Source organism: Mesorhizobium sp. USDA 3734 (genome assembly GCF_056279665.1).
Map to the genome: position 1 here is coordinate 2,069,392 of NZ_JBWCCW010000001.1, position 23,965 is coordinate 2,093,356.

Below are 23,965 nucleotides of genomic sequence, written 5' to 3' on the forward strand. Positions count from 1 at the left end.
TGTGGACGAAAAGGCAGCACAGGCGCCAACGGGCGCTCCCGGCTCGGTGCCTCCGGCCATCGTGGTGATGGGCGTCGCCGGCTGCGGCAAGTCGGCCGTCGGTGTTGCACTGGCAGCCGCGCTGGGCGTTACCTTTATCGAGGGCGACAGGCTGCACCCGCCGGAAAATGTCGCACGCATGGCAAGCGGCGAGCCGCTCACCGATCAACTGCGCGAAGGCTGGCTCGACGCGATCGGCGAGCGCATCGCTGCGTCGGTTGGGAAGGGCGAAGGCGTGGTTGCCGCCTGCTCGGCACTGAAGCGCAGCTATCGCGACCGGCTGAGCGGCTTCTGCCCGCAAATCGTCTTCCTCTATCTGGAGATCGACCCTGCCACGGCCAGGCTGCGCGTCGGCAACCGCAAGGGCCACTTCATGCCGGCGAGCCTGGTCGATAGCCAGTTCGCTATCCTCGAGCCGCCGGCAGCGGATGAGCGGGCCTTGACGCTCGATGCGACACGCCTGGTCGGTGAAGTCGTCGCTGCCGCGATCCGCCAGATGCGCCGGTCATGAGCCTTCATCCGTGCCGATGCCGGTGCTGTCCTGAGCCTCGGTCAGCCGCTGCCGACGGGACCATGTCATCATCTGCTCGGGGCAGAACTTCAGCGCCTCCAGCAGGCGGTCGCGCTTGAGCAGGATGTAGTGTGCCTGCATGGCCAAGTTCCTGGTTCCATCCCTGGCTATGTCCGGTGCCGGGGTGACAGGCGCCTCCGGCATCAGCGCGGGGCTGAGCACGGCACGGTATTCGATGAAGGGAACCACTTCGAAGGTCGACATGGCAAACAGGGCAGTCCTGCCCCTGGCGGCGAAATTCGCCGGCGCCGAGGCGAGATGGGTCCAGCCGCTTTCGCCCATGGCGGCCTCGGTGAAGGTCGTGCCGGCATGGATGGTGTTGGTCATCATCACCACGCCATTCTGCTTCAGGATCTTCTGGATGCGGATTGTGACTTGATAGGCGTCGTCGCGATCAAAGGCGACCCGGCTTTTCAGGAACCGGTTCTCGACATTGATCAGCGGCGGGTTGAGGAAACGCAGGCCGAACGCCGTTTCGGAAATGCCGTGGGTGTGGACACTCACCTGATGCGCCTCGATACCAGCCTCGCATAAAGCGCGCTTGCCGATGATGGTCTGGGCGGTGAACTGATCGCACCAGAGGATCGCCCCGTGGCCCTGCTGCAAGGCCGACTGCAGCCCGTCCAACCCCTCCAGCCGGATCGTCGGCGACCAGCGGCGAGCCACCAGATGTGCGGCGAGCTGCAGGCGGCGGCGATGGCGCGCCGCCAGCAATCCCTCGAACAGCTTGCGTGCATCGGTGCCGTCGCCAAGCACCGCGCGTGTGGCGGCCGCGTAAGCGGGAAATTCCTTGCGCATATGGCGCTTCAGGCGAAACCTGGACATGCGGCCGCAGATCGGCGCCCACCAACGCACCGGCAGGGCCGCCGCGACCATGAGATAGAAGACGGACAGCAGGCTTTCGCGGAGGTCCCTGTTGGAAAAGCGGCGAAGCCGGCCGGGGTGAACCAGCTTGCGGGTGAAGAAACGCACCTCCTCGGCCCGTTCCGGGACGAAGACGTCAGCGATGATTTCAGTGCGGAAACTGGCTGCCGATGGCGGCTTGCGGGCCGCCTTGCGGGATTTTGCGAACCACGACAGCCTCATCGGTCCAGCCCGTTCTTCGAACCCCGCTTTACTGCGTCGGCATGGACCGCGCAACCTTGCGATGGCGAACGCCGGAGTTAGATTTGCGACGTCAGCTCGACCGGAAAATCATCATTGTCGGCATCGCGCATGGCGGCGAGGCTGCGGTTATCAAGCACTTCGGCGATCGCCTGCCGCACCTCCAGCATCATGTGCCGGACCTGGCAGGTCGCTTCGTCGCAGTCGTCACACCGCTGATACTGCGTGCGGCTGGCGCAGGGGATCGGCGCCAATGGCCCGTCAAGCACGCGTACGACATGGCCGATCTTGATTTCGGAGGCCGGCCGGGCGAGGCGATAGCCGCCTTCCTTGCCCTTGCGGCTCTGGACGAAGCCGGCATTGCGCAACTCGCCCAGGATGGCATCGAGGAATTTCTTCGGGATGTTGTTGGCCACCGCGATATCGTTGACGAAGGCCAATTGGCCGACCGGCAGGCCGGACAGGTGCACGAGAGCCTTGAGGCCGTATTTGCCTTTTTTTGTCAGCATGCCCAGATCAACCCATAAAAGCCCCAACCACCCGCATCTGGCGACTGTTTGTGTGCAAATAATGACGTTTTCGCCGCGCGATGATGTTTCGCGAAAACAACCCGCCGGATTGCACGTTAGGCACAAACGCGTTGATTCTTTGTAACGTTTTTCACGGACGGGGCCGATATTCCGCTGCAGACCGGGTCTCCGGCGCACAAAACGAAAAAGCCGGCAAAGCGCCGGCTCTCTCGTTTACCCTGGATATTGCTTTGTCAGCGGCTGCCATAGGTCTGGTCGAGCAGGCCGCCGGCGGCGAAATGCTCCTTCTGCACCTTGTCCCAGCCGCCAAATACCTCTTCGACCGTCAGCAGGCGGACATCGGGAAACTGGGCTTTGTACTTGGCCTCCACTGCCGCATCGCGGACCCTGGTGCCGTTCTGGGCGAGGATGTCCTGACCCTCCGGGGTGTAGAGGAAGTCGAGATAGGTCTTGGCCAGATCGCGGGTGCCGTGCTCGTCGGCGACCTTGTCGACGATCGCGACCGGGAATTCGGCGAGCAGACTGACCGAGGGCGTGACCTGCTCGAACTTGTCGTCGCCATACTCCTTGCGGATGCCGCGTGTTTCCGACTCGAAGGTGATCAGCACGTCGCCGATCTCACGCTGCACGAAGGTGGTGGTCGCGGCGCGGCCGCCGGTGTCGAAGATCGGCACGTTGTTGAACAGCTTGGTGATGAACTCCTTCACCTTGGCGTCGTCGCCCTTGAAGGCTTCCTTGGCGTAGGCGGTTGCCGCCAGATAGGTGTAGCGCGCATTGCCGGAGGTTTTCGGGTTGGGGAAGATCACCTGCACATCGTCTCGCACAAGATCGTTCCAGTCCTTGATGTGCTTGGGGTTGCCCGCGCGGACAAGGAACGAAGGCAGCGAATAGAAGGGCGAGGCGTTGTCGGGGAAATCCTTCTGCCAATCGGCCGAGACGAGCCCCTTCTTGACCAGAAAGTCGATGTCGGTGACCTGGTTGAAGGTAACGACATCGGCGCCAAGGCCCTCGGCGATGGCGCGCGCCTGCGCCGAAGTGCCGGCATGCGACTGGTCGACAGTGACGCCCGGATGCTGCGCGACGAAGGCCTTGTTGACCTGCACGAACAGTTCGCGGCCGACATCATAGGATGCGTTGAGCAGTTTGTCGGCCGACCACGCTTGAGAGGATGCGAGGAACAGGCCGGCGACGGCGGCAAGCCCGAGGAAAAATCGCTTCATGAAAACAGGCTCCGATGCAATGGTTTATGGTCGAACCATAGCCGTGGCGCAGGGCGCGCGACGAGGCATAGGTTCAGGGCTTAGTGCTCGTTCCTAGAAAAACCGTTGCCGAAATGGACGGTTCGTAGGATTTTCTTTCAGGGAAGATAGATACACATTGTGTATGCGAGTGTGTTATGATTGAGCACAGGAGTTTTTCATGACAAAGACCGCACCCGAGACCCACGCCAAACCTGTCAATCTGCGCATCCGAGAGGACATGCGTATACTGATTGACCGCGCTGCGAAAATACGCGGGAAAACCCGCTCCGACTTTATGATCGATGCCGCCTATCGTGCGGCAGAGGACACGCTGCTCGACCAGGCACTGATCAAGGTGGATATTGAGAGCTACCGCCACTATCTCGACATCCTCGATGAACCGCCGAACGGTGAAGGTTTTGCACGCCTTATGAACGTGCCCAAGCCGTGGTAGGGGTGATGCTATCGGCGCCCGCGCCTCTGGCCGAAAACCACGATCTCGACCTCTTCCAAAGCGGGACGGAAAGTCTCGACCAATGGCTTCGCCGCAGGGCTCGGGCCAACCAGGTCAGCGGCGCGTCGCGCACCTATGTGGTGGCGGAAGGTGCGCGCGTTGTCGCTTACTACTGTCTCTCTTCGGGCGGGCTTGATCTCGCGCAGGCACCCGGCGCCATCCGCCGCAACATGCCTGATCCTATTCCCATGGTCGTGCTCGGGCGTCTTGCCGTCGACGCGGACTGGCAAGGAAAGGGGCTGGGTGCCGCGCTGCTGCAAGACGCCGTTTTGCGGGCAGGTCACGCTGCGACGATCCTCGGCATTCGTGGTGTTTTTGTTCATGCCATATCGGATGAAGCGAAAGCCTTTTATGAGCACTATGGCTTCGCGGCTTCCCCGAAGAATCCAATGACCTTGGTGTTGTCGCTGAAGGGCGCGCTGAAAGAGTAGTCGATGCCGCTCAGCACGAAAGAGGCGACCGCCACCAGGTCGGGATGTTCCCCTTATAACTAGGCAGTCGGAAAAAGCTTCCAGCGTCCGGGGCGGAACGCCACCCGGCTTTTCTGGGCCGCGGGGTGATCGACCGGCAGTTCGATTTCGACCCGCTGGCGCTCGCCGCCGATCTCAAGCTCGACCCGGCGCGTGCCGGCGACGCGGCGGCTGGCGGCGACCGTGCCGGCGATGCAGCCGCTGCAGCCGTCCAGCAATTCGACATCGTGCGGGCGGAAGTAGAGCGTTGCATCGCCCGAGGGCTCGTTGGGCGCGGCAAGCCCGATCGGACGGTCGGCGAGCCAGATCTCGCCATTCTCGACCTTGACGGGAAGCGAGCTCGATTCACCGATGAAACCGTAGACGAAGGGCGAGTTCGGCGTGTCGTAGATGTCGTCGGCGGTGCCGACCTGCTCGATGCGGCCCTGGCTCATGACAACGACGCGGTCGGCAAGCTCCAGCGCCTCTTCCTGGTCGTGGGTGACGAAGACGGTGGTGTGGCCGGTGGCGTCATGGATTTCGCGCAGCCAGCGGCGCAATTCCCGGCGCACCTGCGCGTCAAGCGCGCCGAACGGCTCGTCGAGCAGCAGCACCTTGGGTTCGATGGCCATGGCGCGCGCCAGCGCCACGCGCTGCCGCTGGCCGCCGGAAAGCTGCGCCGGATAGCGCTTCTCCAGCCCCGACAGCTGGACAAGGTCGAGAAGCTCGGAGGCGCGGCGGCGGATCTCCTGCGCCGGCGGGCGCGACGGCCCGTGCCGGACCTTCAGGCCAAAGCCGATATTGTCGGCCACCGTCATGTGCCGGAACAGCGCATAATGCTGGAAGACAAAGCCGACATTGCGATCCTGGATCGACTTGTGCGAGGCGTCCTCGTCGCCGAAGAAGATGTTTCCCCGCGTCGGCCGCTCCAGTCCGGCGATCAGCCTGAGCAGCGTCGTCTTGCCGGAGCCGGACGGCCCCAGCAACGCGATCAGCTCGCCCGACTTGATGTCGAGCGACACATCGTGGAGGGCCGGAAACCGGTCGAACTCCTTGCGCACGTTGGCAACGCGAACTTCCATCGACAGAACCTTTTTATTTGATGCATGTCGTTATCCCAAAACCGCCAGGCACTTTTGGGCAACATGCATTAATGCCCGCGCGCGGCGGCGATCTCGGCGCCGTAACGCATCTCGAGAAGTGTTTTCAAGACCAGCGTGACGAGCGCCAGGCCCGCAAGCAATGAAGCGACGGCGAAGGCGCCGACGGCGTTGTACTCGTTGTAGAGGATCTCGACATGCAGCGGCATGGTGTTGGTCAGGCCGCGTATGTGGCCCGACACCACCGACACCGCGCCGAACTCGCCCATGGCCCGCGCATTGCACAAAAGCACGCCGTAGAGCAGCCCCCATTTGACGTTGGGCAAGGTCACGAACCAGAAGGTCTGCCAGCCATTGGCGCCAAGCGAGAGCGCTGCCTCCTCGTCGCCATTGCCCTGTTCCTGCATCAGCGGGATCAACTCGCGGGCGACGAAGGGGAAGGTGACGAAGACGGTGGCCAGCACGATGCCCGGCACGGCAAACAGGATGACGATGCCATGCGCTTTCAGCCAGCCGCCAAGCAGCCCCTGGGCGCCGAACAAAAGCACATAGACGAGGCCCGATATGACCGGCGAGACCGAGAAGGGCAGGTCGATCAGCGTGGTCAGGAAGGCCTTGCCCTTGAACTCGAACTTGGCGATCGCCCAGGCGGCGGAGATGCCGAAGACAATGTTGAGCGGCACCGAGATCGCCGCCACCAGCAGCGTCAGCCGGATCGCCGAGCGCGTGTCGGCATCACTCAGCGACTGCGTATAGGCACTGACGCCTTTTGCCAGCGCTTCGTGGAAGACGATGATCAGCGGCAGCAGCAGGAAGATGCCAAGGAAAGCGAAGACGATGGCCATCAGCACGGCCTGCGCCGGCCGGCTCTCGGTCACCGCCGCCGAGCGGCTCTCGTGATGCGGTGCGTAGGATTTGATCTCGGGATCAGCCATAGCGCTTGCGGCTCCATGACTGTGCGAGATTGACGATCAAAAGCATCAGGAACGACAAGAACAGCATGATCGCCGCGATCGCGGTCGCGGCCGGATAATTGTACTCCTCCAGCCGGATGACGATCAGAAGCGGCGCGATCTCGGATTTGTAGGGCAAATTGCCGGCAATGAAGATGACCGAGCCGTATTCGCCGACGCCGCGCGCGAAAGCCAGCGAAAAGCCGGTGGTGATGGCCGGCGCCAGGCCCGGAAACAGGATGCGGGTGATGATCTGGAAGCGGCTGGCGCCAAGCGTGGCGGCGGCTTCCTCCACCTCCTTGTCGATCTCCTCCATGATCGGCTGCACGGTGCGCACGACGAAGGGCAGGCCGATGAAGATCAGCGCGATGACGATGCCGAGCGGCGTGTAGGCGACCTTGATGCCAAGCGGCATCAGCAATTTTCCGATCCAGCCGTTCGGCGCATAGAGCGTGGTCAGCGCAATGCCGGCCACCGCCGTCGGCAGCGCGAAGGGCAGGTCGACCATGGCATCGACGATGCGGCGGCCGGGAAAGCGGTAGCGCACCAGCACCCAGGCGACCAGCGTGCCGAAGACGACGTTGACGGCGGCCGCGATGAAGGCGGTGCCGAAGCTGATTTCAAGCGCGTTGACGGTGCGACGGTCGGTTGCGATCGACCAGAACTCGGGCCAGCCCAAGGCGGCCGAGCGCCAGATCAGCCCCGACAGCGGGATGAGGATGATAAGGGTGAGGTAGGCAAGCGAGAAGCCGAGCGTCAATCCGAAACCCGGAATGACACTCGGCTGTCTGAACCGCCACCCAGCCTGCGCGGGTGCTGTGGTCATATCGTCCTGATCTAGATTTAGCTCACTGGGCCGGCTTGTAGATCTGGTCGAATATACCACCATCGCCGAAATGATAAGGCTGTGCCTTCTTCCAGCCGCCAAAAAGCGGATCGTCGATGGAGATCAGCTTGATTTCAGGTGTTTTGGGCAGATCCGCCGGAGCCACCAGTTCGGGCTTGGCCGGACGATAGTGGTTCTTGGCGATGATGGTCTGCGCTTCCTTGGAATAGAGCCAGCCCAGATAGGCTTCGGCGACCTTGCGCGTGCCCTTGGCGTCGACATTGGCGTCGACAATCGCCACCGGCGGCTCGGCCAGGATCGATGTCGGCGGGTAGACGATGTCGAAATTGTCGGCGCCGAATTCGTCGAGTGCCAGATAGGCATCGTTTTCCCAGCCGATCAGCACGTCGCCGATGCCCTTTTGCGCGAAGGTCACGGTCGAGCCGCGCGCGCCGGTGTCGAGCACCGGAGCATTGGCGTAGAGCTTGCCGACGAATTCCTTGTTCTTGGCCTCGTCGCCGCCGTCATTGGCGTTGGCGTAAGCCCAGGCGGCGAGATAGTTCCAGCGCGCGCCGCCGGAGGTCTTGGGATTGGGCGTGATCACCTGGACGCCGTCCTTGACGAGATCGCCCCAGTCGTGGATGCCCTTGGGATTGCCCTTGCGCACGAGGAAGATGATGGTCGATGTGTAAGGTGCCGAATTGTTCTCGAATTTCTTGCGCCAGTCGGGATTGATCTTCTTCGACTTCGAGACGATCGCATTGATGTCGCCTTCAAGTGCCAGCGTCACCACATCGGCATCGAGGCCATCGATCACGGCGCGGGCCTGGGCGCCCGATCCGCCATGCGACTGCTGGACGGTGACCGTCTCGCCGGTCTCGGCCTTCCAGTGGGCGACGAAAGCTTCGTCATAGGCCTTGTAGAGCTCGCGTGTCGGATCGTAGGACACGTTGAGGATGGTGGTATCGGCAAACGCGAAACCGAGCGTGCCTGATAGAACAGATGTGGCGACCAGTGCGCCGAGCAGTTTCCTGAAATGAGGTTTGGTCATTTCTGCCTCCGTTGAACCCGCGCCAAATCTACCGAATTGATAGAAATTAGATGCATTCAATGTTGCCTTTTTTGCCCCCTTGGAGAAAATATTCGACGATCTTTCGCTCTGTGGAGAAATTTCTTCCTCATGGCCGCATTGAGCGAGCTCCGAGCCCGTCTGATGTTTCATCTAGGCTTGGGAGCCGCCGGGACAAGAACTTCGCCGGCGAGGGAGGTTTGGCTCAGCCTTCGCTGTCGATGGTGATCAGCGAGGCCATGTTGGGGCTGTTGAGCGGCACCGACGAGGGACAGCGGCAGCCCGGAATGACGGCGATGTCGAACAGCTCGGTGATATGCCCCTTCAGTTCGATCCACTCGGCGATGCCGCCGGTATGCAGGTCGATTATGTAGAGCGCGCAGCGCGGCTCGGCGTCGCGTGTCTGGAGATTGGCCTGCAGCGGCAGATCCTTGAAAAGCCCATCGCGCGGCAGCGACGTGGTGACGATGGCAAAGCGGCCATGAAAGCTCAGACCGCGCAGGAAGCCGGGGCAGAAGGCGATATTCTGCTTTTCCTGCGTCCTGGGATCGATGCGGACCAGGAAGCCGCGGCCGGAATCGAGCACCCACAGCGCGCCGTCATGGACGCGCGGCGAATGCGGCATCGACAAATCGCCGACCACCACCTTGTCTTCGGTGATGTCGATGATCATGCCGCCTTCCCAGCGGCGGTCGCGCCAGCCGCCGACCGAGTCCGATCGGCTGATCGCGCTGACATAGCGGGCGCGCCCGTTCTGCATGGCGAGGCCGTTGAGATGACAGCGGTCCTCCGGCACCAGCTTGCTGATGAAGGACGGTTTCCACAGCGGCCGGAACGAATGCGTCGGGCTCAGCGTTGCCAGGCAAGAGAATTTTGTGTTGATGAACACGATCTGCCCATCCTCGCGGACGGCCAGCTCATGGATGTCCAGGTCGCCGGTGTAGGATGCGGCGCGGGGCACATACATGCGGTCATAGACGGCGTTGGCGACCTGATCGGGACCAAGGATGTTCTCCAGCCGCCACACCGCGGTGTCCGATGCGAGGATGATGCGCTGTCCGGCAACGGTTACGCCCATGGCCCTGGTGAAACTGGTCTGGTGGATGGACGCTTTCCGGTCGCCGGTGAGGCCGACGAGGAACAGCTGCCCGGTCTGGTAGGAGGTGAAGGCCAGCGAGCACTGCGCCGTCTCCATCCAGTTGATGAAGCCGCGCGACAGCGAGACGTTGGTCTGCTGTTCGGCCGGGGCGGCAGGCGCGGCTTCCGCCAGGATCTCGTTGGTCGCCTCGGATGTGCTCACGCTTGCTCCATGGATGGACACATTCATGACTACGCCGGCCACGAGGGCCGGCGCAAGAACTTCAAGATGCAATCCGCTTGACTACCAGCCGTAGCGGAGTGCCGCGCTGATGGAGCCGGCGCTGTAATTGTCGCCGAAGCGGACGCTGCCGTGCACCACCCCGGACCAGTTGCTGGCGCTCGCCACGTTCACGCCGACGCCGACCTCACCGAATGTGCCATTGCCGGCGCTGTCGGTGGCCGAGAAGGCGTTGCCGGGGAAGTCGATGTTGACCGCATTTTCGCTGCCGAAATGGTTCCACACGCTGAGCGTCAGGTCGGGGCTGACGGTCAAGCCGTTCATCTGCATGTCGGTGCCGACGCGCACGCCGATCCTGGCGCGGCCGCTGCTGCCGTTCTGGAAGTCGATATCGCCGCCGAACAGCGAGACCGAGTCCATGTTGGTATGCACCCATTCCAGGCTGGCTTGAGGTTCGACGAAGCCCCAGCTCGTGGCGACGCGGTAGCCGGTGTCCAGGCGCACGCCGAGGTTGGTGGCGTTGGTGCCAGCGCTGTCGCCGACGCCGCCCTGGCTGTCGTTGATGTCGACATTCAGGAAGTCCGCCTTGACGAGGCCGTCGAGGTAGAAGCCGCCGTTGAGATAAGTCGCATAGGCGCCGACCGTACCGCCCTTGTAGCTCCAGCTGTCATCCGTCGCCTTGAAGTCGAGCTTCGAGGTGACATAGCCGGCCATGACGCCGAACAGCATGTCACCGCCGGCGACGCCTTCCAATCCCATGTCAATGCCGCCGAGGAAAGCGCCGGTGCGCTGGCTGCGATCGAGATTGAGCGTTTCCGTCCGCAGCGAGACCGGATCTATGTAGCTGGCGTCTGCGTCGCGGCTGGACCAGTCGCCCATAGCGCGCGCCCAGACGCCGCCCATGCGTGCGGCGAGCTTTTCCTCGGGCATGTCGGCATTGTGGGTGCCGCTTGCCTGCGTGCGCAGGTCCGCCATGCGGTCCTGCCAGAAGCCGGTCGTGTCCTGCCAGACATCCTGCGCGCCGGTGATGCCGGCAGGCAGTTCGAAGGCGGCGTTGCCAAGGCCGACATAGCGCAGGCCATGCGTGTTGCCTTGCAGGAAGAGGTCGTAGGCGAACAGGCCGGCATTGACCGGTGCGGGAACATCGAAATTGCCGTCCGATGTCGTGCCGGTGACGGTGACGACCGGGATGAAGGTCGCGGTCGGCACGCCTGATGCAATAGCGGTGACGTTCACCACAAGGTTGGTATGGCCATAGGAGTTGCCGCCGATGGTCAGCGTGTCCGCTGTGTTGTTCGAGAAGTCGGTGTCGACGCCAAGCTTCGAATTGCCCTGGCCGGTGAAGTTGCCGCTGGTGGTCAGGCTGTCGCCGACCACGCCGTCGATCATCGTCGTCAGGCCGGGGCCGGAGCCAAGGCTGCCGTTGACGAAGTTTTCGAGACCGGTGAGCGTGACGGTGTTCGGCGATGAGCCGAAGTAGCTGCCCGATGCGTTGACGATACCGGAATTGTTGAGCGTATCGTTGCCGGCGCCAAAACTGCTGTTGGTAAACGCCCGGAAGGTGCCTTTGTCGTCGATGTTCATGACGTTGCCGGCGTCGCTCAACTCGACCCGGCCAGCAATCACGCCATTGTCGTTGATCTCGACCGTTCCGACCGTCGACTTGATGGCGAGGTAATTGTCGGCGCCGACATAGCCCGACGTGCCGATATTGACCGTCGCACCGCCAGTCGAATTGACCTTGATGCCGCCCATCTCGCCGTACACATCGCCATCGTTGGTTACGGTGATCGTGCTGGCGGCGCCGGTCGTCTCGGCAACAATTGCGTAATTGGCACCAAAAACGCTCGAGTTCTTTTCCGTGGTAATGATGATGTTGCTGTCGGTGCCGCTAGATTTAGCGTTGATTCCATCTTTGCTGTCGGAATAAATGCTGCCGCCATTGGTGATGGCTATCAAGCTCGACGGGCCGGTGGTCTCGGCAACCACTGCGTTGCCAGAGCCGTATATATGCGAATTTTCACCGGTGTTGTTGATGACGATACTGCTGTTGACGCCGCTTGCGTATGCCGCGAGCGCTGCCGCGGTGCCATACGCGTTGACGGATCCGGAGTTGGTGACGGTGACATTGCTGTTGTCCCCGTTCGATTTCGCAAAGATGCCTTCCTCATTGGCAGAGTAGACATCGCCTTTGTTGGTGACGGTGACCGTGCCATTCGAACCATAGGTATAGGCTCCGATGCCCTTGCCGCCCGCGTCGATGGTCGCGGCGTTGGTGACGGTGACCGTGCCGCCATTGTCGTCGTTGGGGGCTTGGTTCTGTGGGTTGACGCTTCCGGCTTGGGCGAAGATGCCAAAGGCGTCGCTGCCTGTCGTGGTGATCGTGCCGCCGGCCTTGTTGTTGACGACAACGCTGCCGTTGTTGGTGGGGACGATGACGTTACCGTCGCTAACACCATAATAGTTCGCGATCGCTGAAATGCCTGCCGCACTGGTGCCGCTTGTTGTGATTGCGCCGTTGTTGGTGACCGTAACCAGACTGTTGTCGCCATTGACGTCGGCGAATATGCCGGTCGATCCGCCATTGGTCGTGGCACTGGGCCCTGTCTGGATTGCGCCGCTGTTGTCGACGGTCACCACGCCATTGGCACCGGTTGAGGCGGCCTTGATGCCCGCTGATTCCGCGCCTGTCGTGATGCTGCCCGAATTGGTGACGGATATAACCAGGTTGGTGTCGTTGAACCCAGGGCCGTTGACGGCTTCGATGCCGACGGACTTGTCGCCACCGCTGGTCGTATCGATGTTGCCCGTGTTGGTGATGGTGATGGTCGAGTTACCGCTGTTGGCCGACGCCTTGATGCCATCCGAACCATCGGCGCCGCCGGTGCCTGATGTGACGTTGCCCTTGTTTGATATGGTGATGTTGCCGCCGCTGCCATAGGTGAAGCCGGCAACGCCGATGTAGCCGGCGCTGACGGTGGCCGCATTGGTGATCTTGACGGTGCCGCCATTGTTGGGATTGGGCGGTGAATTGGTCGGGGCGATGCTGCCGGCCTGGGCGAAGATGCCATAAGCGTCGTTGCCGGTGGTGGTGATATTGCCGCCGGCCTTGTTGTTGACGACGACACTGCCATTGTTGCCATGGTAATAGTTGGAGATCGCCGAGATGCCGGCCGCACTGGTGCCGATCGTCGTGATCGCACCGCTGTTGGTTACGCTCACCTTGGTGTTGTCGCCATCGGCGTCGGCGAAGATGCCGGTTGAGCCGCCGATGGTCGAAACGCTGGCGCCGGTCTCGATGGCGCCGCTGTTGTCAACGGTCACGACGCCATTGGCGCCGGTCGAGGCAGCCTTGATGCCGGCCGATTCCGCGCCCGTCGTGATGTCGCCAGAGTTGGTCACGGAGATGTTCAGGTTGGAGCCGGTGAACCCCGGGCCGTTGACCGCTTCGATGCCGACCGACTTGTCGCCGCCGCTGGTGGTATCGATGTTGCCGGAGTTGGTGATGGTGATGGTCGAGTTACCGCTGTTGGCCGACGCCTTGATGCCGTCGGAGCCGCCAGCGCCCCCGGTGCCGGACGTGATGTTGGCCTTGTTGTCGATGGTGATGTTGCCGCCGCTGCCATAGGTGAAGCCGGCAACGCCGATGTAGCCGGCGCTGACGGTGGCCGCATTGGTGATCTTGACGGTGCCGCCATTGTTGGGATTGGGCGGTGAATTGGTCGGGGCGATGCTGCCGGCCTGGGCGAAGATGCCGTAGGCGCTGACGCCGGTCGTGGTGATCGTGCCGCCGGCCTTGTTGTTGATGACGATGCTGCCATTGTCGCCATTGTAGTAGTTGGCGATCGCCGAGATGCCGGCTGCACTGGCGCCGATCGTGCTGATGGTACCGTTGTTGGTGACGTTGATCTTGGTGTTGTCGCCATCGACATCGGCGAAGATGCCGGATGAGCTGCCGCTCAGCGAGGCGCTGGATCCCGTCTGGATGTTGCCGCTGTTGTCGACCGTGACCATGCCGCCATCACCGACCGAGCGGGCGAAAATGCCTTCCGAATCTGCGCCCGTGGTGATGTCGCCCGTATTGGTCACCGAAATCTGCAGATTGGAGCCGGAGAACAACGGGCCGTTGATAGCCTCGATGCCGATCGAATTCGCGCCGCCCGCAGTGGTGTCGATGGCGCCGCTGTTGGTGACACTGAGCGTGGAATCGCTGCCATTGGCGACGGCCTTGATGCCGTCCGAGCCATCGCCGCCGCCGTTTCCGGAGGTTATGGCGGCTGTGTTGGATATGGTGATATCGCCACCGGTGCCGTAGGTGAAGGCACCGACGCCGATATAGCCGGAATTGATCGTGGCGGCATTGGTGAGCTTGATGGTGCCGCCATTGTCGGGATTGGCCGGGCCGATGCTGCCTGCCTGCGCAAAGATGCCGTAGGCGCCGTTCGTGGTGTTGATGATGCCGCCGGCCTTGTTGTTGATGACGATGCTGCTGTTCGAGCCGTTGTAGTAGCTGGCGATCGCCGTAATGCCGGCAGCACTCAGGCCCGTGGTGGTGATGGCGCCGCTGTTGGTGATGTCGACAAGCCCGTTGTCGCCGCCGACATTGCCGACGATGCCCGTCGAGGTGCCGGAGGTCGACGTGCTGTAGCCGGTCTGGATGCTGCCGCTGTTGTTGATCGTCACGACATTGCCGGCGCCATAGCTGGCGCGGGCGAAAATACCTTCGGCGTTGGGGCCTGCGGTCAGGTTGCCCGAATTGGTGATGGTGATGTGGGTGTCGTTGCTGAAAACGGTGCCGCTCGTGGCGGCATCGGTCGCCTTGATGCTGTCGCTGTACGAGTTGATAGTGCCGGTGTTCTTGATGGTGATGTCGGCGCCGATGCCGTTGGTGCCGGCATAGATACCGCGTGCGCCAGTCGACTGCGAGTAGCTGGGACCGGGAATGAGTGAGGTCGAAGTCGTCGTCAGCAAGCCGCTGTTGGTGATGTCGACGGTATTGCCGTTGCCGGTCGTCACAATGCCGATCGCGTTGTCGCCGGCCACCGTTGCGGTGCGCGCAACGGTGTTGGTGCACGAGATCGGTGTCGCTGCACCCGTAACTGTGATCGGTGAGGGCGAGGCCGGCTGCGTGCAGTTCGCCGCGAGGGACGGAGAGGCGGAGAACGCCATGAGCGTCGAGCCGAGCGCCGTGCCCAGAAGGAGCAAGCGGCGACGCTTTGGACACAGTTGAACAGTGCCGCGCGTGAACGCGACATCAACACCCGACGTAAGCCCCATAAGGAAAGCCCTCCCGCGGCCATGCCTACTCTTGCGGAAGAAAATTGCAATTGACTCGGGCCGTTTTTCGATCACGTCTTAGTCATCAGTAATTTGTGTTGTAATAATACAACAAAAATGAGGGCTAATTCTTGTTGACAAGGCATTTCCTGTGATCGAGGAGGCGGGGCGCCGATCATAACAGCAACCTCGGCCCTCTCGGCCCTAGTTGCCGGTAATGGGAAAGTCAAAACGCTCCTTGGCGAACGGTTCATTTGTCAGCGTGAAGTGCCACCATTCCCGTGCATAGTTCTTGAAGCCGGCTACATGCATGGCATCGACAAGCATCTTGCGGTTTGCCGCCGCTTCACTGGCGAGGCCGCGGTGGGCGGTTTCGCTCATCGGGTCGAAGCAGTCGAAGCCGGTGCCGAAATCGAGCGTGTCGGCATCAACGGCGCCGCAGGCCGGGTTTGGGCTGGACCTGCGGTCCGTTCGGGCGATGGCAACGTCGATGGTCGAGCCACGTGAATGGGTTGATAGTTCTCCGACATAGCCCTTGGCGATCAGCTCGCTGCGCCTGACCTTCGGATACCATTGCGGATCGGGCGGCCCGCCCTCACGCGTCCATTCGCCCATGTCGGCGACGGCGCGGGCAGGGCGGTAGCAATCGAACACCACCAGGGTCAGGCCTCTGGCGGCGATCGCCTTCTGGACCGCGGAGAGTGTCTTTGCCGCCTGCTCGGTGAGAATGCACGCCGGCGCGTCATAGCCGTTCACCTTGCGATGCAGAAAATTGTCCGATCCGGCGTAGGGGATGTCCTGGCGGATCGAGGGGTCGACATCGGCGAGCCGGACAAAGCCGGCGGGGAGGGGGTTGGCATGTGCCGGCGGAACGAAAGCTGCAAGCATCAGCGCGTAAAAGCCAATGCGCTGAATCGCCTGGCGCATTCTATTCAACGGACACTTTCACTCGACGAACACCTTGACGCTGGCCGCGCGTCCCGCGGCGTCGATCACGGTCAGCGTCGAATAGCCGGCGCCGTCGGGTTGCCAGGTCGCGGTGCGGCGGCGGTCGATGCCGGTGAGCGGCTTGCCATTGGCCAGCCAGCGGAACGGCGCGCGGCCGCCTTGCAGCTTCAGCACCAGCGGCGAGGCGTCGACTGAATTGGTGCCGAGATCGACGCGGGCGCCGTCGGGCGGGAAGATGATGGTCGGAGCGGGTTCGGTCACTGTCGCCTGCACCAGGCCGTCCGACCCGGCGCCAAAGCGGGCGAGCGTCACCGGCAAATCCTCGCGCCTGGGGCTGAACACGCCGGGCGGCTTGCCCGGCAATGGGACGGTGGCCAGGCCCGAGCGGACAAAACCCTCGAACAGAATGGGGGCGGCCGAGACATAGCCGGACAGGCCGGGCACCGCGCCGGCGTCGGGGCGGCCGACCCAGACACCCAGCACATAGCGGCCGTCGAAGCCGACCGACCAGGCGTCGCGGTAGCCGTAGGAGGTGCCGGTCTTGTAGGCGATGCCGCGCTGCAAGGCACCCTCGGGCGGCTTGACGCCCGACAATATGTCGATGATCTGCCAGTTGGCCTGACCATCGAGAATGGTGGCGCTGGTGCGCTCTGCAATGGCAGGCTCGGTGCCATCATGCAGCGTATGCGTCTTGCCGCCATTGGCGAGCCCCGTGTAGAGCTGGACGAGGTCGCGCAGAGTGACGCCTACGCCGCCAAGGCCGATGGCCAGGCCCGGCGCCTCGTTGACCGGCAGTATGGGGTTTACCCCTGCCTGGCGGAAGCGCGCCATCAGCCGCGTTGGCCCGACAGCGTCGAGCACACGGATTGCCGGCACGTTGAGCGACAGTTGCAGCGCTTGCCGGATGCTGACATCGCCCTGATAGCCCATGTCGAAATTCTTCGGGCGATAGCCGGAGAAATCGACGGGGCTGTCGTCGATCAGCGTCTCCTGCGCCACCAGGCCCTGTTCGAAAGCCAGACCGTAGATGAACGGCTTGAGCGTTGAGCCGGGCGAGCGGACGATCTTGGTCATATCGATCCAGCCGGAGCGGCTGGCGTCGAAGAAATTGGCCGAGCCGACTTCGCCAAGGATGTCTCCGGTGCGGGAGTCGGCCAGCACCATGGCGACCGACAGGCGAGGCCCAAGCTTGGTGGCCGCGTCCCTCGCCACCTGTTCCAGCCCTTCCTGGACGCTCTTGCGGATCGTCAGTTGCAAGGGCTGGCCGGGAACGGCTTTGGGCAGCATCGCATAGGCGGCGTGCGCGGCGAGCGCCGGCAGCGTGCGGCGCAGGCCCGCCACATCGTCGAGGGCGGCACGTGCGGCCTCGCGCTCGCCGAGCAGGCCGGAGGACACCATGCGGGTCAGCACCCGGTCGCGTGCGGCGTGGGCGATCTTCAAATTGCGATCGGGCCGGCGCTTTTCCGGCAGTTGCGGCAGGGCGACGAGAAGAGCGGATTCGGAAACGGTGAGCCGCTTCGGCTCCTTGCCGAAATAGGCGAGCGAGGCGGCGCGCACGCCTTCCAGATTGCCGCCATAAGGCGCCAGAGTCAGGTAGCGTTCGAGGATCTCGCGCTTGGATAGCCGCCGCTCGATCTGGATGGCGCGCAGCATCTGCTTGATTTTGGACCCGAGGCTGCGGCTTTCGCGCGGCTCGATCAGCCGGGCAAGCTGCATCGATAGGGTCGAGCCGCCGGAGACGATGTGGCCGCTGGTGGCGAACTGACCGGCGGCGCGCGCCAGCGCCAGCACGTCGACACCCTCATGGTCCCAGAAACGCTTGTCCTCATAGGTGACCAGCATGTCGACGAATTGCTTGTCGACCTGGTCGAGCCGGGTTTCGAGCCGCCAGTAGCCGTCCGGCGTGGCAAAGGCGCGCAACAGCTGGCCGTCGCGGTCCTGCACTTCGGTCGAGACCGTGAGTTCGGCCGGCAGCGGGGGCGGGAAGGCACGGTCGAGTTCCCAGAGGGACGCAGCGGAGAGAGCGAGGAGACCGACGCAGGAAGCTGCGGCTATGGCCGTCCGCTGGAGAAGTTTTCTGGAGAGCATGGCGCCGCCCCTCATCCGGCTGCCGCCACCGTCTCCCCGTATAGTGACGAGGAGACGGGAGCTGTGGCAAGCGTCGGCGCTATTTCTGCAACGTTCAAAGTTGGCGAAAGCTTCGGCGCAGGCCCCTTTCTCCCCGTCACTATACGGGGAGAAATGCCCGGCAGGGCAATGAGGGGCAGCGCAGGCCTCACGCTCATATTCGCCAAGGCCCCTTACGGCGCCTTGATCTCCATCATGCCGGTGGCGGTGCGGGCCGAGTATTGCGGCCGGTACATGTCCTCCACCGTCGCCGCCGGGTGCGCATAGGTGCCAGGTGTCACCGCGCGCACGACGTAGGCGAGGGTCAAATTGTGGTCGTGGTCGCCGTCGGCCGGGTTGAACGCCGCGACGAAACGGTCGTCGCGGAATTCGAGATGGGCCGCATCGGTCTGCGCCAGCCACGAGAAGTTCGTCAATTGGGCGCTGGACACCAGGCCGGGATTGTCGATCTCGAAGCCGGCCGGCAGCAGGTCGGTGACCAGCAGGCGCGACGGCCATGTGTTCTGCTCGTTGACCTTGAGCACGACGACATAGCGTTCGTTCTGCGTCGCCTCGGTGACGTTGGCTTCGGTGCCATCGAGCTTGTAGTAGGTGCGGCTGATGGTGAAGCCGTCGCCACCGGCCGGCAGGGGCTGGACCGGCGACGCCACCGTGGTGACGACGGCCTGCAGCGGGGTCTTGCCGGTGTTGGCGATGGTCAGCGGGCTGTCGACCAGGTCAGAACCTTCGACCTGGTTGGAATAGCCGCCGGAATGCGCAGCGCCATTGACGGTCAGCGTGATCGTATCATTGCCTTCCCTGAGCGCGCGTGCCGCCAGCAGCATCCAGGATTCGTCCTGGGTGCTGGTCCAGCGGGCTTCGGCGCGTTCCCTGGTCACCAGCTTGATCAGCTCCGGCACGATCGTCGGCACCGGCTTCGATTCCGCTGCCAGCGCCAGCATCGCCGCGCCGTCACGCAGCCGCGAGCCGTAGTCGGAGCGGTAGTAGTCATAGTCGGTGGTCGACCTGGCGAGCTGCAGGGCGGTTTTAAAGGTCGATTCCGCACGCGGCGTATCGCCGTAGAGCGCCAGGCTCGCCGCCAGCTGGGCAACGGCCATCGGGCTCGAGAAAGCTTCGAGCTGGGTGTCCGCGTAGTAGCGCAGGTCGCCGATCGAGGCCTTCTTGTTGCGGGCCAGAACGTAGAGGGCGTAGGCGATCTCGCTGCCACGGTCCTGTACGCTCTGGTCGTAGCCGAGCGAGTTCTGCAGGTTGCTCAGCGCCTGGTTCATGGCCAGGCTCGGCACGTCGTATTTCTGCTCGCGCGCCCTGGTCAGGAAGTCGGTGACATAGGCATCGAGCCACAGATCGCCGGAGCCCGGACCCCACAGGCCGAAGCTGCCGGCCGAGGCCTGGTAGCTCAGAACCTTGTAGATGGCGTCCTGGATGCGGCCATGGATGTCGGGGTCGCTGGCCATGCCGATGCCGGATGCCAACTCATTGACGTAGAGAAGCGGCATGGCGCGGCTGGTGGTCTGCTCGGCGCAACCATAGGGGTAGCGGTCGAGCGTCATCAACAGCGACGGCACGTCGAAGGCGGCGGCCTGCGAAACGCCGACGCTGACGGAGGCGCCGTCGAGCAGGCTGGCCGCCAGCAATTCCTTGTCGACGCGCAGCGCGCCGCCATTGCCCTTGAGGTCGACCACCAGGCGGGTGGTGACCGGCAATTGCGCCGGGCGCACCGGCACATAGAGCGTCTGCTCGACCTTGGTGCCGTCGGCATGGGCGAGCTTGATGGTGAGCGAGGCATTGCCGGCCGTCTGTGCGATCAGCGGCACGGTCAGCGTCTGGCGCTTGCCCTGGGCGAGCGTCAGCTTCTGGGGCAGGGGCTTGTCGCCTGTCGACAGGTCGCCCGTCGTTTCGATCGAGAAGGCGTAGTCGCCGGCAGGACCGTCGGTGTCGGCGACATCGAGGCGCATGACGGCGGCGTCACCGGGCGCCAGGAAGCGCGGCAGGCCGGCGGTGATCACGACGGGATCACGCACGATCACGTCGGACTGGGCGTGGCCGACCGCTTCCCTGGTCCAGGCGACGGCCATGACGCGCACGGTGCCGTTGAACTGCGGGATGTCGAAGTCGATCCGCGCCTTGCCGTCAGCGTCGAGTTCGACAGGACCGGAGAAGAAGGCGACCAGCTTTTCAGTCGGCGGGCTGCCTTGCGCCTGCATGTTGGCGCCGTCACCGCCGGTCCTGAGCTTGCCGGTGTTGCCCAGCGAGCCGTCGATCAGGCGACCGTAGATGTCGCGGATTTCCATGCCCAGCATGCGCTGGCCGAAGAACCATTCCTCCGGATCCGGCGCCTTGTAGTTGGTCAGGTTGAGGATGCCGACATCGACGGCGGCAACCATGACATAGGCGTTGCTGCCCGGCTGCACGCCGGCAACGGAAACCGGGATCGACAGCTGCTGGCGCGGCATGGTCTTGTCCGGTGGCGTCAAGGTGATGGCGAGCCTCTTCGAGCCCGGATCGACCTTCAGCCATTTCACGCCGATGGCGCGCGCCGGCATGCGCGTCTCCTGCGCCTCGCCCGGCCGGAACAGGGTTGCCGTGACATAGGCGCCGGCGCCCCAGTCGTCGCCGACCGGAATGTCGACGGTGCTGCCGCCGGCCGGCACTGACGCCGTGACGGTCTTCAACAGCTTGTCGGAACCGATGTTGATGAGAAGTTCGCCGGCAAAGTGCGGCGAGACTTTCAGCTTGGCCACTTCGCCGGCGGCATAGGTGTCCTTGTCGAGGGCGATCTCGAGGCCGTCAGGCGTTTCGGTGGTGGTCGAGGAGACATACCAGCCGGCATCGAACTCATAGCTGGTCGCCGGTCCCTCAGGATCCGATGTCTCGACCTCGAGGCGGTACTGGCCCCAGTCGACCGGCACGGAGACCGTTGCGTCGCCGTCGGCGTTGAGGTCGACCTGGCCGTTGGCGATCGACTTGGTGAAGGTGACCGGCTCGTAGTTCCAGGAATTGTTGGAGCGGTACCACTGGTAATTGCGTTCGACCTTGACCAGCGTCCATTGCGCGCCCTTCAATGCCTCGCGCTTGCCGTCGGGATCGACGGCGATCAGGCTGAACTTGGCTGTGCCGCCCTGCGGCACTTCATTGTCGGCGAAATCCGGGCGGATGCCGATCATATGGCCTTGCGGGCGGATGCCGATGTTGAGCGAGCGCTCGATGGCGCGGCCGCCGGTTTCGCGCATCCTGACCGTCACCTTGGCGTCGACCAGCTTGGTGGTCGAAGGCAGTTGCTCGACAGAGACCGGGAAGGTCACCTTGCCGTCATCGCCAACCACTGGCAGATCGGCGAGGGGGGTGACTGTGGGTTCGGCCGACTGCTCGTCGGCGAGACCGAAGGAAAAGCCCTGAAAACGGTCCCAGTCGCGCGACGTCGACAGCGTCAACTCCCCTTCCAGCGCCAGGCCTGCTGCCGGCGCGCCATAGAGGAAGCGGCCGTCAATGTTGATGGTGGCGGTTTCGCCCTGCGCGATTTCCTGCTTGTCGGCCTTCATGTCGAATTCGATGCGATCCGGCACGAAATCCTCGACCAGGAACATCTGGCTGGCCACCGCCGGCTGCTTGGGATCGGTGTAGATCGACACCGACCAGGTGCCGCGCATGGCGTTGGGTGCGAGCGGCAGGTCGACGGCATGGCCGCCGGCGGAGGCGCCGTCGCTGACGATGCGGCGGTCCTCGACGCCGTCGGGGCGCGAGAAGATGAAGGTCAGCGGCAGGTTCTCGACCGCCTTGGCGGCGCCGTCGCGGGCAAGGGCCGCGACATGAACATCCTCGCCGGCGCGGTAGATGCCGCGTTCGGTCCAGGCATAGACGTCAAGCGCGCCGGGCGCCGCGCGCCCGGTGACGCCGCGGTCGGACAGGTCGAAGCCTGCCCGGCCCATGTCGAGGAAGACGAAGTCATTGTCGCCCTGCTTGGCCATCAGCACGGCCGGCACCATGCCGCCGTCGCCGCGCGTCAGGCCGGGGTTGAAGACGGCATGGCCGTCGGCATCCGATGTCGCCGTGCCGAGAACCTCGTTGTTCCTGGCAACCAGGGTCAGCTCGGCGCCTGCTATCGGCTTGGCGCTGCCCAGCGAACGGGCAAAGACATTGAGCCCGTCCTGTCCGGTATAGGTCGACAGGCCGATGTCGGAGACGACGAACCATTGCGTGGCCATTGAATTGTAGTCGTCGGCCTTGTCGTTGACGGCCTGGGCGGTCAGCACATAGACGCCGGGCTTGCGCTGGGGCAGCGCTTCGTCGACCGGGAAGGAGGTGGTGACCTCCTTGTTGAGATCATTGGCGATGTCGAGCTGGCCTTGCCAGACCGGCGCGCCCATCTGCTCGGAAATGTTGGAGATGTCATAGCCGTCGAGCTGGTGCAGGAACTGGTAGCCCGACAGAAGCTGCGCCAGCGAACGGTCGCCGATGCGATAGAGCTTCATCTCGGCGGCGTTCATATTGACTGTGACGACCGGGATGCCGCGGCGCGCGCCGGCCGGCAGCACGAAGCTGTCGCCGGTGAAGCGGGCGGACGGTGCGCGGTCCTGGACATAGATCGACAGCACCACGGGAGCCGCGGTCACCTCGCCGATTGCGGCCGGCAGGCCGGCGCGGAAGGTGACGTCGTAATGCTGGCCGTGCTCCAGCCCCTCGACGCAGATCTGCTTGTCCTTGGCCTCGACGCCCTTGGGCGGCGCGTTGTCGACGGTGACAAACTGCGCGTAGTCGACGCCGGTCTTGACCAGATCCTCGGAAAATTGCGCGCAGATGCGAGGCGCGCTGGTGTCGGCATCGACGGTGTGGTCGATGACGCGGAAACCCTTGCGCGCCTTCAGATCGGCATAATCGGCCTGGACCGCGGGCGAAGGAACCAGGGCAAGGCTGGCTTCATAGGCCTGCAGCGCCGGCCGGTAGAGATCACGCTTGTCGAGGCCGTTGCCGAGCAGCGCCAGCACGTCGGCGCGCGTCTTGGTGGTGCGCAGCAGCTTGTAGGCGTTGAAAGCAGCCGAGGTGCCGTTTGCCGGCAAAGTGGATGCATCGGAGGTGTTGGCGGCCGGTTGCACTGCCAACGTTTCACGCGCCAGATTGAGCCAGAGCTGGCCATCGTCGGGCAGCACCGAGACCGCGGCTTCGTATTTCAGCATGGCGGAGTGGTGGTCGCCGGTCAGCACGGCCTGCTCGGTGGCATTCATCAAGGCCGCCATGCCCTCGGTCGGCTTGTCATAGGCCGGGCCGAGCAGCTTGTTGCGGTATTGCTGGGCCTGATCGGCCATCCAGTTGGGGAAGAAGGCGAGTTCCGGCGGCGCGCCGATATCAGGATCGCCATCGATGTTGACGACCTTGCCGGCGACCGCTCCATTGAAGGTTTTCAGCTGGTTGTAGTCGGATTTGAGGAAGCACCATTTGGCTTTTTTATTGTAGGTGAAGGCGCGGCAGGCCGGGTCGCCCAGACATGTCGTCTTGCACTGGTCGAGCGTGACATTCTGGTCGGACCTGAGATCAAAGCCGAAATAATCGGAATTGTCCGTCGTCGCGATTCGCCGGGCTTCTGCCGCTTGCGCGACACCGCTCCAGGCCAAGACATTGGCCCAGGCAAAAAACAGAAGAATCAGGATCGACAGACCACGAGCCGCGCGCATTGCCATAACACCCTCCAGACAGTGCTAACGTCCGGGCATGATCAAGCTTCAGTCAAGCTTGTCAACACAGGGACGCGGCAGGGTTCCGCCTGCCAACGGTTTCCTTTCCGGCCGATGACCGGTAGTACCTCCATAGGACAGGGGATCACGCTTTCTTGCGGCGACGCAAAAGGTGTGAATTCCAAGCCCGCCCTATTTCAGACAATTGGATTGTGGCCCCTTTACGAGCGCTT

General features: G+C 63.4%; 15 protein-coding genes. 3 read left to right on the forward strand and 12 right to left on the reverse strand.

Annotation, left to right across the window (positions count from 1 at the left end; genetic code table 11):
- Nucleotide 1 precedes the first annotated feature (1 nt).
- Nucleotides 2–550: a gluconokinase gene (locus ACZ89F_RS09930; RefSeq protein WP_476091534.1), complete on the forward strand. Its 549-nt coding sequence runs from the start codon at nt 2–4 to the stop codon at nt 548–550.
- Here the strand turns inward: ACZ89F_RS09930 and ACZ89F_RS09935 are convergent.
- From ACZ89F_RS09935 to ACZ89F_RS09945, 3 genes are all read right to left on the reverse strand, one after another.
- Nucleotides 545–1,696, reverse strand: coding sequence for a hypothetical protein (locus ACZ89F_RS09935; protein WP_476091535.1), 1,152 nt, complete (start codon nt 1,694–1,696; stop codon nt 545–547). The genes ACZ89F_RS09930 and ACZ89F_RS09935 overlap by 6 nt on opposite strands.
- 77 nt (nt 1,697–1,773) lie before the next feature.
- Nucleotides 1,774–2,223 (reverse strand): RrF2 family transcriptional regulator, encoded by a 450-nt coding sequence (locus ACZ89F_RS09940; RefSeq protein ID WP_136622569.1) that lies wholly within the window; start codon nt 2,221–2,223, stop codon nt 1,774–1,776.
- Between the two features lie 254 nt (nt 2,224–2,477).
- Complete coding sequence (locus tag ACZ89F_RS09945; RefSeq protein ID WP_476091536.1) at nt 2,478–3,464, reverse strand: sulfate ABC transporter substrate-binding protein; 987 nt, start codon at nt 3,462–3,464, stop codon at nt 2,478–2,480.
- Between the two features lie 199 nt (nt 3,465–3,663).
- Here ACZ89F_RS09945 and ACZ89F_RS09950 point away from each other — a divergent pair, with 199 nt between their 5' ends.
- Together ACZ89F_RS09950 and ACZ89F_RS09955 are read left to right on the forward strand one after the other, a co-directional pair.
- Entirely contained in the window at nt 3,664–3,939 is a 276-nt protein-coding gene (locus ACZ89F_RS09950) for a type II toxin-antitoxin system TacA family antitoxin (protein ID WP_476091537.1), read from the forward strand.
- A gap of 5 nt (nt 3,940–3,944) precedes the next feature.
- Nucleotides 3,945–4,430, forward strand: a complete 486-nt coding sequence (locus tag ACZ89F_RS09955; RefSeq protein ID WP_476091538.1) for a GNAT family N-acetyltransferase — start codon at nt 3,945–3,947, stop codon at nt 4,428–4,430.
- Nucleotides 4,431–4,489: 59 nt separating this feature from the next.
- On the opposite strand, the gene ACZ89F_RS09960 is transcribed toward ACZ89F_RS09955, so the two are convergent.
- From ACZ89F_RS09960 to ACZ89F_RS10000, 9 genes are all read right to left on the reverse strand, one after another.
- Entirely contained in the window at nt 4,490–5,530 is a 1,041-nt protein-coding gene (locus tag ACZ89F_RS09960) for a sulfate/molybdate ABC transporter ATP-binding protein (RefSeq protein ID WP_476091539.1), read from the reverse strand.
- A 68-nt stretch (nt 5,531–5,598) separates the two neighbouring features.
- Nucleotides 5,599–6,483: a sulfate ABC transporter permease subunit CysW gene (gene cysW, locus ACZ89F_RS09965; RefSeq protein ID WP_476091540.1), complete on the reverse strand. Its 885-nt coding sequence runs from the start codon at nt 6,481–6,483 to the stop codon at nt 5,599–5,601.
- Nucleotides 6,476–7,327, reverse strand: a complete 852-nt coding sequence (cysT, locus tag ACZ89F_RS09970) for a sulfate ABC transporter permease subunit CysT (RefSeq protein WP_476091541.1) — start codon at nt 7,325–7,327, stop codon at nt 6,476–6,478. The genes cysW and cysT overlap by 8 nt, the downstream gene beginning before the upstream one ends.
- A 22-nt stretch (nt 7,328–7,349) precedes the next feature.
- The gene (locus ACZ89F_RS09975; RefSeq protein WP_476091542.1) at nt 7,350–8,378 is read right to left on the reverse strand and encodes a sulfate ABC transporter substrate-binding protein; all 1,029 of its coding nucleotides are present in this window, start codon (nt 8,376–8,378) and stop codon (nt 7,350–7,352) included.
- 223 nt (nt 8,379–8,601) lie between these two features.
- On the reverse strand, nt 8,602–9,696 hold the full coding sequence (locus ACZ89F_RS09980; RefSeq protein WP_476091543.1) for a TIGR03032 family protein: 1,095 nt from the start codon (nt 9,694–9,696) through the stop codon (nt 8,602–8,604).
- 81 nt (nt 9,697–9,777) lie between these two features.
- Nucleotides 9,778–14,919, reverse strand: a complete 5,142-nt coding sequence (locus tag ACZ89F_RS09985; RefSeq protein WP_476091544.1) for a beta strand repeat-containing protein — start codon at nt 14,917–14,919, stop codon at nt 9,778–9,780.
- Between the two features lie 276 nt (nt 14,920–15,195).
- Entirely contained in the window at nt 15,196–15,918 is a 723-nt protein-coding gene (locus tag ACZ89F_RS09990; protein ID WP_476091545.1) for a M15 family metallopeptidase, read from the reverse strand.
- 18 nt (nt 15,919–15,936) lie between these two features.
- On the reverse strand, nt 15,937–18,027 hold the full coding sequence (gene pbpC, locus ACZ89F_RS09995) for a penicillin-binding protein 1C (RefSeq protein WP_476091546.1): 2,091 nt from the start codon (nt 18,025–18,027) through the stop codon (nt 15,937–15,939).
- A gap of 212 nt (nt 18,028–18,239) precedes the next feature.
- On the reverse strand, nt 18,240–23,738 hold the full coding sequence (locus ACZ89F_RS10000; RefSeq protein ID WP_476091547.1) for an alpha-2-macroglobulin family protein: 5,499 nt from the start codon (nt 23,736–23,738) through the stop codon (nt 18,240–18,242).
- Nucleotides 23,739–23,965 lie beyond the last annotated feature (227 nt).